Origin of the sequence: Arthrobacter rhizophilus (genome assembly GCF_026241105.1) — a bacterium.
GTDB lineage: Bacteria > Actinomycetota > Actinomycetes > Actinomycetales > Micrococcaceae > Arthrobacter.
On sequence record NZ_JAPFFT010000001.1, the window covers coordinates 363,544 to 375,044 of the forward strand.

The 11,501-nt window shown below is 60.8% G+C and carries 10 protein-coding genes; 1 reads left to right on the top strand and 9 read right to left on the bottom strand.

What is annotated here, in order from left to right; genetic code table 11:
- Window position 1: 1 nt before the first annotated feature.
- Window positions 2–871: a glucose-1-phosphate thymidylyltransferase RfbA gene (rfbA, locus tag OOZ51_RS01610; protein WP_265977137.1), complete on the bottom strand. Its 870-nt coding sequence runs from the start codon at window positions 869–871 to the stop codon at window positions 2–4.
- 145 nt (window positions 872–1,016) lie between these two features.
- Between rfbA and OOZ51_RS01615 the strand changes: the two genes are divergently transcribed.
- Entirely contained in the window at window positions 1,017–2,099 is a 1,083-nt protein-coding gene (locus OOZ51_RS01615) for an acyltransferase family protein (protein ID WP_265977138.1), read from the top strand.
- An 873-nt stretch (window positions 2,100–2,972) separates the two neighbouring features.
- Here the strand turns inward: OOZ51_RS01615 and OOZ51_RS01620 are convergent.
- From OOZ51_RS01620 to OOZ51_RS01655, 8 genes are all read right to left on the bottom strand, one after another.
- On the bottom strand, window positions 2,973–5,006 hold the full coding sequence (locus OOZ51_RS01620) for a hypothetical protein (protein ID WP_265977139.1): 2,034 nt from the start codon (window positions 5,004–5,006) through the stop codon (window positions 2,973–2,975).
- A gap of 106 nt (window positions 5,007–5,112) precedes the next feature.
- Entirely contained in the window at window positions 5,113–6,003 is an 891-nt protein-coding gene (locus OOZ51_RS01625) for a glycosyltransferase (protein WP_265977140.1), read from the bottom strand.
- 21 nt (window positions 6,004–6,024) lie between these two features.
- Entirely contained in the window at window positions 6,025–7,119 is a 1,095-nt protein-coding gene (locus OOZ51_RS01630; RefSeq protein WP_265977141.1) for an NAD-dependent epimerase/dehydratase family protein, read from the bottom strand.
- 23 nt (window positions 7,120–7,142) lie between these two features.
- On the bottom strand, window positions 7,143–8,030 hold the full coding sequence (locus OOZ51_RS01635) for a glycosyltransferase (protein WP_265977142.1): 888 nt from the start codon (window positions 8,028–8,030) through the stop codon (window positions 7,143–7,145).
- A gap of 1 nt (window position 8,031) precedes the next feature.
- Entirely contained in the window at window positions 8,032–8,466 is a 435-nt protein-coding gene (locus OOZ51_RS01640) for a DUF2304 domain-containing protein (protein WP_265977143.1), read from the bottom strand.
- Complete coding sequence (locus OOZ51_RS01645; protein ID WP_265977144.1) at window positions 8,466–9,218, bottom strand: glycosyltransferase family 2 protein; 753 nt, start codon at window positions 9,216–9,218, stop codon at window positions 8,466–8,468. The genes OOZ51_RS01640 and OOZ51_RS01645 overlap by 1 nt, the downstream gene beginning before the upstream one ends.
- 70 nt (window positions 9,219–9,288) lie before the next feature.
- Entirely contained in the window at window positions 9,289–10,212 is a 924-nt protein-coding gene (locus OOZ51_RS01650) for a glycosyltransferase (protein WP_265977145.1), read from the bottom strand.
- A complete protein-coding gene (locus OOZ51_RS01655; RefSeq protein ID WP_265977146.1) occupies window positions 10,199–11,431 on the bottom strand; it encodes a polysaccharide biosynthesis protein in 1,233 nt (410 codons plus the stop codon). Before OOZ51_RS01655 ends, OOZ51_RS01650 begins: the two co-directional genes overlap by 14 nt.
- Between the last annotated feature and the right edge of the window lie 70 nt (window positions 11,432–11,501).

The window sequence follows — 11,501 nt, forward strand, 5'->3', positions numbered from 1 at the left end:
GCTAGATGGTCTGGTCCAGAAGTCCCAGCAGGTAAGAACCGTAGCCGCTCTTGACGAGCGGTTCCGCGCGTTCCCGCAGTTCCTCGTCGTCCAGGAAACCTAGCCGCCAGGCGATTTCCTCGGGGGCTCCGATCTTGAGTCCTTGGCGGTTCTCAACCGTGCGAATGAAGTTGGAAGCGTCGCTGAGATCATTGAACGTGCCGGTATCGAGCCAAGCAGTTCCGCGGGGGAGGATTTCCACCTGCAGTTTGCCTTTCTCGAGGTAGGTCCGGTTGACGTCGGTGATCTCAAGCTCGCCCCGCGGAGACGGCTGCAGGTTCCGAGCTATTTCTATGACGTCATTGTCATAGAAATACAGGCCGGGGACGGCATAGTGGCTGCGGGGCTTTTCCGGCTTTTCCTCGAGAGAGAGAGCTTTGCCGTCGTCGTCGAACTCGACGACGCCGTACGCCTTCGGATCTTTCACCCAATAGCCGAAAACAGCGCCCCCGTCGATGTTGGCGTGCCGGCGCAGCTGGGTGCCCATGCCCTGCCCATAGAAGATGTTGTCGCCAAGGACCAACGCCACAGTGTCGTTGCCTATGTGGTCCGCACCAAGGATGAAGGCCTGAGCCAGACCGTCGGGTGACGGCTGCTGGACGTAGGTGAGGTTGACGCCGAACCGTGAACCGTCTCCGAGGAGTCGCTGAAACTGATCAGCGTCGTGCGGGGTTGTGATGATGAGGATGTCCCGGATACCGGCCAGGATCAGCGTTGACAGCGGGTAATAGATCATCGGCTTGTCGTAGACAGGAACAAGCTGCTTGCTGATGCCAAGTGTGATCGGGTGAAGCCGGGACCCAGTTCCACCGGCCAAGATTATTCCACGCATGTGCCCAATCTTTGCGTACTGGAACTGCAAGGGCAAACCAGCGGCTTCGCCCGAGTTGAAGACCGGGACCGTTCCTTCGACCCGGGGGCAACCGGGCGCAAGGTAGAATTGGCCGTCTGGACAACGTCACGAAGGAAGCCCGGAATTGAGCACAGCAGTACTGAATCCGAAAGCAATTCCGGCCCCGATGATAGGGAACCGGCTTGATCCACGTCGAAACAGCCTCAACCTGATTCGGCTTGTTCTGGCATTCATGGTGCTCCTGGCACACAGTTGGCACATTGTGGGGGACGGCAACGGTTGGGGATTCCGGGGTGAAAACCTCGGCGGCTGGGCCGTCGCGGGTTTCTTTGGCATCAGCGGCTACTTGATTACGGCCAGCCGGTTCAGCAACAGAATCGGGCCGTATCTCGTCCATCGCGTTGCCAGGATCTTTCCGGCGTTCATTGTTTGCTTGGTCGTAATGGCCTTCGGATTCGCGCCGATCGCCTATGTGATCCAGCATGGATCGCTACAGGGTTTCATGCATGCACCTACAACACCGCTGAACTCGATCTTCGCTAACATGACACTCCATATCGTCAGTTATGACATTGCCGGGACCCCTGCCGGTGTGCCTTATGCGAAGGCATGGAACGGTTCGCTTTGGACGCTCTATTTCGAGTTCTTGTGCTATCTGCTAATCGCGCTCATTGGGTTCCTCCCGCTCTTCAAGAAAACGCCGTGGCCAATCGTTGGTGCCTTCGCGATGAGCGTGGCGATCTGGGCCAACATTGACTCCCTGAAGCCTTACCTGCAGTCGAACCTGGATTTTGAGCTCGCAGCCCGCTTGGTCCCCTACTTCCTCGGCGGAGCGGTTGTGCAGGTGCTGAGCTCCCGGATAGGCATTCACAAAGTCGCAGGGCCGGTGGCGATCGTACTCGCAGGACTGTCCATCTTCCTCGTGGATGGATTCGGCGGCCAGCTAGCGGCGCCATTCATTACCTATGGCCTGCTCTGGATCTCCACGTGGCTGCCGCAACCGGCCCTCGTCGCACGGCACGATATCTCGTATGGTGCCTACATCTACGCTTTCCCTGTCCAGCAGTTGCTGGCCGTGTTCGGTGGCTTCCATTGGGGCGTCTGGTGGTTCACTCTCGCTGCCACGGTATGCACTATTCCGCTCGCAGCGGCCAGCTGGTTCTTCGTGGAGCGCCCGGTCATGCGCCGCGCGAAGAAGACCGTCTAGCTCGTTCTGTTAACGCCAACTGAAAACAGGGCCAGTTCTGCCATTTGAAACAGGGCCACCGACCAGCACGGAAGGTGATCAATTTGGACGATTGGGCGGAGATACCCCACCTGTTTTCGACGGGCAAGCACTCGAAGCGTGAGATTGGAAGGACCGTGGGAGTTTCCCGCGGAACGGTAGACAGGGCGCTGGAGTCGGACCGGGCGCCGAAGTATCAGCGGGCGGCCGGATGGTCGAGTTTTGATGCGTTTGCTCTCAGGGTGCGGGGAGTTGTTGGCGAGACGCCGACGATGCCGGCCGCGAGGTTGGCGCAGCGGGTGGGCTGGTCAGGGTCAGCGTGGCTGTTAGGGCGAAGGTCGCCGCGATCCGGTCCGTATACGCCGCGCCCGACCCGGCCGCCCGTCTGGTCCACGAGCCTGCCCTGAACCGGCGGAGTCCATGGAGGTACGGGACCTGGCTGCCTATGACGAGATCCTCGGCCTCGGCCAGCGCCAGGCCCTTCTGGAAGTGGCTTCATGACCGGGACGCCGTCACGGATCGAGTACTACGCCCGCGCCCTGAGTGCACCGCGGATAAGCGATGGGTTCCGCTGGCTCGGGGACCAGGCCAAAAACGCCGGCTGGTCGCATGAGGAGTACCTGGCCGCGAGGTTCCCGGCCCACAAGGACCTGGAAGCGTTCGAGGCGCACCACATCAACCCGCCATCAGTACGGCACAATAAAACCACAACCCCGTGGCTCCGTTTTCAATTGGCACTATTGGCCCTATTTTCGGTTGGCGTTAACACGTACGGTCGACCGCGGCAGGCTGCGGGCACGACGGAATTCAACGCGAGCCCGGGGTTCCCGTGGGAACCGCGGCCACATCTATCGATCATCCGAGCCGGATCAGCCGATCTGCAACGCCGAGGTCCATCAGGTACTGGTGAACTGGTTCAAACAGTTCGGGATCCACGATTGCGTACAGTGTGGGGTTTTGGGTTAGGACCTTGCCGATGACCTCGGGCGCTTGGTTGTAGTCCTTGACGATGCTCACGATGTCAAAGCTAAGATCGGTCGTCGCTGATGAGGACTTGCCTCGCATGCCCCATTGCCAGCGCGCAGCCAGAATAGGATCGACGGTTCCAGGTCCAGGGATGTAGATCGTTGACTCTGGTTGGGGCTGCCGGGCGCTCTGTAGGAGCCGGGGCACGAAAGCAGGGGTGCTCTGCAAGCGGCCCTGCTGGCCTGACATGTCAGTCAGCGGGCGGGCCGTCGCCGGAAGACCCACGGTCTGCAGTCCTGGAATTGAAAAGCCGAAAACCTGCGTTGCAGTGATAGCCAGCACACACAGCGCCAGTGTCGGGCTGCGCCTGTGGATAGGGCCGTCTGCCGGCACGGCCGGTGGGATCAAGGTCGCTCCCGCTGCGACTGCCAGCGGCCAGGCAAGCAGCAGAAGCGCAATCAGGTATTTGTAGAAGTAATACGTAATAGCACCGGTTTGGACACTTTGCGAGACGGCCAGCCAGATGCAGAGGGCAACCGGTATGAAAAGCCCCGCTGAGGCCCTGGAAACGTCCAATCGTTCCTCCCTCAACCGTAGGGAACCTGTACGCATGGCAAGGGAGCGGTTGGCCAGGCCCAATACCAAAGCCAGGACTATCGCCATCAGGGCGAGCCCAAAGTCCGGGTACGCGATGCCGCCTTGAGCGTCAAGGATGCGCTGAGTTTGTTCGATGAGGGGCGAAATCTGAATGATGGGTAGCGCCATGCCCAGCACACTGACGCTGATGCACGCCGAGGAAAGTATCCACCACCGGCGGCTATAGCTGCTGCGATGACGCACGACCGACCATAGCCTCATCACGACCACGACGGTGAGGAGGGATACCAGCAAGAGCCAATTGTTGCAGATACTGACAAGACCTGCCGCAATAACGGCAACCCCGATGACCGGGACGCGGCGCTGGAAGGTCAAGACGGCAAGCACCGTCGCCGTCGCCATGCCGCAGGCGAGGTAGAAGTTGGCGAAGCCCTCATATGCGGGTATGGATCCGGGGCCGTAGATCCAGGCGGCCATGGCGATGGCGATTCCGCTGGCCATCACAGCTGCTCTTCGGCGGACCGCGGGCAGCGCGCACAGCCCGGCAGCGACAACCAGGACCGTAAGGACGCTGCAGGCGGCCTGGAGGCTGATGAAACCGACCAGCTCGCTGTCCACGCTGGTATATGACGGACGAAGAAGATCCGACATTGTGGCCAGCAAAGCATGGAAGCCTTGCGGGTACTCGGCGAACCCCCAAGTGTCGCCGGCCGTGCCTTGCGGAATGGTCGGGATGACCTCGCCATAGCGGCGGATCATGTAGTAGATGCTGAAATGGGACTGGTAGTCCCACCTGCTGGTAAGGATTGACAAGGCGTCAAGCGGGGACCGGATCGTCAGCATCGTGCCGAGCGACAATGCCGATAGCAAGGCGGACAGGAACGGGATGGTGTCAATCCAGCGGGCACGCGGGACCAGACGGCGGACCCGCTGCGCCGGAAGCTTTGCGGATCCGATCCACCAGGCTATGAACCCGGCGAGGGCCGCTAGCATCAGTGTTCCGTGGTCCGTGCCCATCATGCGTTCAGGTAGCCACCAGGTCAGCGGTACCAGGCCGGCCAGAATCAGTCCGTTGAAGAGGATGCGTTGGGACAACACGCGCGCGGTGGGCAACAGCAGCAGAAGGATGGCAGCAAGGACAAGTGCGGGCGTTCCCTGCAAGAGGCCGGTTGTCCTCAGGACGACTACGATACCCATGACGATGACCAAGGCCAGAATTCCGCGTGTGTGCCGACGGAGTTGCGGGTCTGGTCCGGCTTCCTGGCCGGACTTTCTCGCACTGGCACGTTGCCGGAGATGTTGTTGGTCGTCGAATGCGGTGCTCATGTGCGGTTTTCCCCATTGATAAAGTGAAGCTCTAGCGGCGATACGGATTATGCGTTGCGGTGGTCTGATGTAGACCGGACCTGGAGAGGCGGCTGCTTGGCGCAGCCTAGTCGGGGCGCCGGCCGGACAGGCCGAGTATCCCATCTCGGATCCCGTTGAGGGCGTTGGCCAGCCGGACCTGACGGCGCGGGGCAAGCAATGTGACGATGGCCAGATGCCTGTAGTCCGCCAAGAAACCTTTCAAGGTCCACACCAAGAACTGGCGGCCGTACTGGCGCGCAAGCAGGATCCGGTTTCGGAAGAGGTAATAGTAGCGCCAGTCAGCGGCGGTGCGGATCTTGAGTGGTTTACCGCCGAAGGTAAGTTCCCGGCCGAACACCCTGGCTGTGGCTGGACTTCCCAGAGTGTGGTCCAAAGCAGCGTCCCTGGCTATGACAGCGCGAAGTCCGGCAGCAGTGCACCGCAGATAGAACTCGCTGTCCACCCCGTCGATGAAGAGATTGGACTGAAACAGGCCTAGCCTCTCGAGCACAGGGACCGGAATGAGGAGTCCTGACTGGATAGGTTCGCCGCCGAGCTGAATGCCGTTCACCATCGGGCCGCGTCGGACAGGGAGCCCCCTGACAGAGCCGGGGGCCACCATGCCCACCGGAACTTCAGCGGCCAGGGCCGCCGTCGCAGCTGCCTGCAGGGCGGCGACGTAACCGTCGTCGAGCAGTGAGTCCTGATCCATGGTGAGGATGTAGTCCGGCTTCGCTGCCCACGACAGAACAGAGGAGATTCCGGCATTGAGCGCGGCAGCGATTCCGGAGTTTTCAGGTAGTCGCTCCACCAGGCAGCCGAGGTTTGCCAGTTCGTCAAGGATCCCTGTGGGATCCTGCGGGCTTCCGTCGTCGACGACGACCACCGCGTCCACCTGATTAAGGAGTGCCGCGGCGTTTGTTAGTACTCCGTCGGACGGGTTAAACAGTGAAACGATAGCGACGGTCGAGGGCAACGTCCTTATCTCCGTCCCGGGTCAGGCTGGCTGGACGTCGGGCTGGACGTCGATCCAGTTGGCGAGGCGGTCGATGCCTTGGGCTAGGTTGTACTGCGGCGTCCAACCGAGTACTTTTTCCGCGGTCGTGACGTCTGCCCATGCGTGACGGACATCGCCCTGCCTGTATTGCCCGGTCACGTGGGGAGCAGGAGCGTTGTAGTGCGCGGCGATAAGCTCTGCGGCTGTGCCGATGGTCTGGTACTCGCCCGAACCGATGTCCATTGGCTCGCCCTGGACGGTCGGGGAGACCGCGCCCGCGACAATGGCCGACGCGACGTCGTCGATCAGGATGAAGTCACGGCGGACTTCACCGTCTTCGTAAAGTGGAATCGACTTGCCTCCCATGGCCATCCTGCAGAACAAGCTCATGATTCCCGTATAGGGGTTGATAAGCGACTGGCCTGGACCGTATACATTCTGGAGTCGCAGGATGACGGTTTCGACCCCATAGGACTTTGCCCAGGCCTGCAGGACGTGTTCCTGGGCAAGCTTGGTGGCCCCGTAGACACTGACTGGCGCGGGGAACGTTTCGGACGCCTTCATAGCTACCGGGGTTGCGCCCGGGAAGTCCCACTGGGCCTTGTCCAGGGTCTCGCTGGTGCGCTGGCCTGGGTAGAACAATTTGCCGTCGACGTCGGCCCAGGCGCCTTCGCCGTAGACAGCACGGCTGGAGGACAGCACGATCCGTCGCGGGATTTTGCCGTGGCGGTTGAGGCCATCGAGAAGCTGGGAAGTGCCAACGACGTTGACGTGAGTGTGGCGGGTCGATTCCTCGAGAGACTGGCTTGTTCCGGTTTCCGCAGCAAGGTGAATCACGACGTCGGGGGTCACGTTCGACAAGACGGTGTCCCAAGTTGCAGCATCCGCGACGTCGGCGACGACGAGTTCGGCTTTCGGGTGCAGTCCGGCAGGCCGCTCACCGGAGGCATGGATTTGAGGGTGCAAGTTGTCGACGACAACTACCCGGTCGAAGGCTTCGACCAGGGCGGGGGAAACGGCGCAGCCGATGAAACCGGCGCCGCCAGTGATGAGGACAGTACCGCCGGGGCGTACAGGATTAGTTGCAGAAGTCACCATTGGACCTTTCGTAGCGGAAGTTACTTTCCGAAAGTGTGTCGGACGAGGGCCTTGACGGCAGCGTTGTTGCGGCTCGCGGCCGCCTTGGGAAGGAGGGCTGCGGCGTGTGCACGGGAGGTCAGCCTGAGCCTTGCCGATCGGGCCGCCTTCGTCCAACCGAGTTCATCAGCCTGGGCGGCGGCGACCTCAAAATACTCCCGCTCACCGGCGAAGCGGGAGCCATCCACGAGTTTGGTGGAGGATGCACTGTTTGAATGCCGGCGGTACTGGAAGCAAAGCTCCGGATCGATCAGCAGCTGATCGCCGTTGTAGATCATGTCCATGATCAAGGCGAGATCCTGGATGATCGGAAAGCCGTCGCGGAATTCCACCTTACGGATCTTGTCCGTGCGGAAGGCAAGGGACGGCCAGTAAAGCCAGTCTCCATGCATGAGGTTGGTGGCGATTGACTCTCCGGCCATCAGCTGGCGGCCACCGCCTCTGGGCTTGATGATCCGTTGCTTGACCACATCAACGAGTGTGGCCGCGACCTGACCTTCTTCGTCGATGACTTCCACGCCGGGTTGGATGAGAGCGGCATCGGGGAAGCTGGCATGGGCGGAGAGGATGACGTCCACGTAGTTTGGTAGCAAGACGTCATCGCAACCCAGGATCACCATCATCTCCTGTGTGGCGAGTGAAACACAGGTTCGGTAGTTCTCCGTAATGCCAGCGTTCTGATCCTTGCGGATGTACTTAACTCGCGGGTCCTGGATCCCGGCCATGAAGTCGCTGATTTCGGTGCCTGGGTACGCGTCATCGACGACCGTCAAAAGCCAATCGCCGTTGTGCTGGGCAAGGACACTGTTGACGGTTTCCTTCATGTAACCGGGATCTCCCCAATAAGGGATCAGTATGTCGAGGGGCATCTTATGCGTCAAAACCTTCGCTTGATTGTCTGGAGATTGGGGCCGAGGAAGAGTCAGGTGTGTTGACTGCTGGATTGGCCGTCGTATTCGCGGGTGCCCCCCCAGCCAGGGACTCAAACTGGGTTCTGAGGATGGCCACTTCCTCAGCCAGTGAGCGGGTCTCATCCTCTACGACAGAGATCTCCCACGACAAGTGCAGGCAGACACCGAGCAACATCAGGATGCTCATCGCAAACAGGAGGTTTGAAGGTACTTGGATACCCACAACTTCTGCGACGATGTTCAGCAGATATGGGAACGCAGCGAGGATCAGCGTCGCGACACCGACGATCAGCCATAAAGCTGCGTATTTTTCCCGGAGTTTCTTGCGGCGCAGCATTTCGAAAACCAAGGCGACAATGACCAGCGCCAGCAGGAACGCGGCGAGATTTCCCATCAGCTTGCTCCTTCGACTTCGGGGACCCTGGCTATCGGGGCAGACCGCTTACGCGTGAGGGCAAAGAGCAGGGCAAACACAGACCTTCCAAGATAAATAGCCGCTTTCGCGGGATTGTGGCTTGGGGTGCCGCCTTGCCTCACACGCATTTCGACGGGGACCTGGGTCACGGTGCAGCCTGAGCGGATTGCTACGACAAGGGAGTCGATCGTGTCTCCGAGGTACTCTGCCGGGTAATGGTCCAGGTATTGGCTGATGGCCCGGTCATTGCCGGCGCGGAAACCGCTTGTGACATCCGTGAGGCGCGTCTTGGCCAGGGCTGAAATAACCTTGGCCAAGAAGAGCATTGCCCATTTGCGGGGACCGCTGACCTTGTAGTTCCCCCGGTCAGCAAAGCGGGCGCCAATGGAAATGTCTGCGTGGCGAAGGCCGCCCAGTACTTCTTCGATGCTGCTTGGATCGTGCTGGCCATCGGAATCAACCTGAATGACTTGACGGTAACCGAGCCGGCGCGCGTACTTGAATCCGGCGCGCATGGCGCCGCCCACACCAAGATTGAACGGTAGGTTGAGGACCGTTGCGCCCGCAGCTTCCGCGACGGAGGCTGTGTTGTCGGTTGAGCCGTCGTTAACGACCAAAACGTCGTAGCGGCCGCTGGTCGCGAGTACTTCACGCACCGTGTTGCCGACCGCTTCGGCTTCATTCCAGGCTGGCATGATGACCAGAACGCGGGCTGTGGGGGTTGGTTCCATGGTGTCCAAACTATATCAATTCCAAAGAGGGGCGCCGACGAGCACGCATCGCGTCCTGCTGGCCGGTCTGTTACTTGAGTCTTCGTTCCAGTTCGGCAGGGATCCGGCCCGTACGTCCTCTCAAAGCGTCAGTGAACCCCGCCAGCGCGGCCAAAATCAGCTTGCGCCTGCTTGTGCTGAAAGTAAATCGCAACACATGGGCTTTACCTTCCTCAACGAGCCTCCGGAAAGTCCAAGCAGGGGCCTTCAAGGCATACCTGCGCGTGAGCGCAGTCCCGTTGCGGCAGATGTAGTAAACACGGCTGGGGGAATGATAGTTAAACGAGATCTCGCGACCAAATACCACCAGAGGCCTTCCCAGCAGTCGCGCGCGATCGCGCTGACCAAGGTCGTGGTCAATGTCGCAGGCTTCCCCGACCAAGACATGGAGTCCGGCGCTTCGCACACGCATGGTGTATTCGGAGTCCACGCCGTCGATAAAGAGCCCGGTGTCGAAGACACCGACGCGGTCGATGGTTTCGATAGGGATCATGAAGCCCGACTGCATGGGATCGAAGGCCTCCGAGAAGGATCCCACGGTGCCCATCGTCGGCACCGAGTGCCCGCTGTATGCGGACGCGCAGATGAAGCCGACGTCAATTCCCGCAGAAGCCGCCCGCAGCAGTGTCTCGATTGCGTTTTGGACATAGAAGGGGTTGAGCCGGGAATCCTGGTCCAGGGTTAATATGTAATCTGGATCGCTCTCGGATCGGGCAACCGAAATGCCTGCGTTGAGTGCTGCCGCAATGCCTGCGTTCTCAGGCTGGTGGATAACTGTGGCCCCCGCTTGAGTCAATTGCGCAAAGACACCCGCAGAGCCCGAAGGGGATCCGTCGTCGACGACGAGGACGCGGATGCCCTGCTGGACCAATTGACGCACTCCCTGTTCGAGAGAAGGATCCGGGCGATAGGCGGCAATAATAGCAACGACTTCCCGAGTTTCACTTGTCTGCATGACTCGGCCTTTCTGTGTTCACGACTTTGAATCCAGGAATCAGCAGCGCCAGGAAAAGGACGGCCTCGCTGAGGGCCATCCCGAGAGCGATGCCAGGGGCGTTACCGGCTGTTCCGGCCCAGATCATGGCCGCGACGCCGAGTAGGGCAGAGACCACAGTCCACAGAAGGACCAGATGTTGCTGCCCTGCGGGAATGAGCAGATTCCGGATGAAGGGGGTGCTGGCGCTGAGGAACAGGAACGCAAGGCCGTAGTAGAAGCACAGCTCCGTGGTGGCTTGGGCCTTGCCTGCGAACAACAGGCTACTGACGAACGGACCGGCAACTGTCAACACGGCTGCCCCGAGGACGCCCAGTGCTGCGTGGGCACAGATGGCGGCAAGATGACGTTTGCGGTGGCTTGCGGCGCCGTGCTCGAGTGTCCAACCCTGGAAGGCGTTCCCGAGCGCGACTACGGTAAATAAGCCGAAGCGGTAAAGGGTGTCCGCCGTCGCGAGGCTGCCGGAGGCTGCGGGCGCGGTACTTGCTGTCGCGATCGGGGTCGGAGTGGAGGCGTAGGCGTTACCCGCGAGGCTGATCCCGGCCGTGCGGCCCTGTGAGGCGAGTTCCCGCAATGCGGAACGGACATCGCGGGGCAGCCACTGGCCCCCGGGGGAAAAGGCCCGGTGGAATATGACCAGTGAAACAATTGATGCAAGTGCGAGGAGACCGGTGTAGAACCAGAGCTCGTGTGTCCATAGCAGCAGCGGCGCGGCCGCCGCGGTGGCGATGAAACGGGGGACCGTGTCGTAAATGGCCAGCAGCCTTGGTTGGCCCAGGCCGATGCAGAACCACGACGGCGACATCCCGGCAATACCGACGGCCCAGGCCATGGCGACTGCTTCAGGGCAGAAAGCCGGATTGGCAACCAGCGCGGCGACGATGGCCGAGGCGGGAAGTATAAGGGCCAGCAGGAGGATACGCGTCCTCATGCTTCGGAGGTAAACCTTGCCCCGGTCGGCCGCGCTTGTGGAACGGGCGACGGCGACTGGTCCGTCAACATTCCAGCCCCACATCAGCACGGTAGCTGCGAAGGTGCCGATCGCCTGGCCGGAAATGACGCTCGAGATTCCGTCGCCACCGACAAAACTGGAAATGACTGGAATGAGGAGGAGCGGGGTGATCAAGGACAGCAGCGGCAGAACGGTGAACCCGGAAAGTCGCAGCAGTACGGTCTTCATATGGCAGGAGCGTCCTTGGGTCACGGGCAGTCTTCATCGATCTTACGGGATGGTTCTGGCGAGGAAGCCG

Coding starts and splice junctions, on each gene's coding strand:
- OOZ51_RS01635 (WP_265977142.1), bottom strand. CDS start 8,030: ATGCCCCTCGACATACTGATCCCTTATTGGGGAGATCCCGGTTACATG.
- OOZ51_RS01645 (WP_265977144.1), bottom strand. CDS start 9,218: ATGGAACCAACCCCCACAGCCCGCGTTCTGGTCATCATGCCAGCCTGG.
- OOZ51_RS01620 (WP_265977139.1), bottom strand. CDS start 5,006: ATGAGCACCGCATTCGACGACCAACAACATCTCCGGCAACGTGCCAGT.
- OOZ51_RS01650 (WP_265977145.1), bottom strand. CDS start 10,212: ATGCAGACAAGTGAAACTCGGGAAGTCGTTGCTATTATTGCCGCCTAT.
- OOZ51_RS01640 (WP_265977143.1), bottom strand. CDS start 8,466: ATGGGAAATCTCGCCGCGTTCCTGCTGGCGCTGGTCATTGTCGCCTTG.
- rfbA (WP_265977137.1), bottom strand. CDS start 871: ATGCGTGGAATAATCTTGGCCGGTGGAACTGGGTCCCGGCTTCACCCG.
- OOZ51_RS01655 (WP_265977146.1), bottom strand. CDS start 11,431: ATGAAGACCGTACTGCTGCGACTTTCCGGGTTCACCGTTCTGCCGCTG.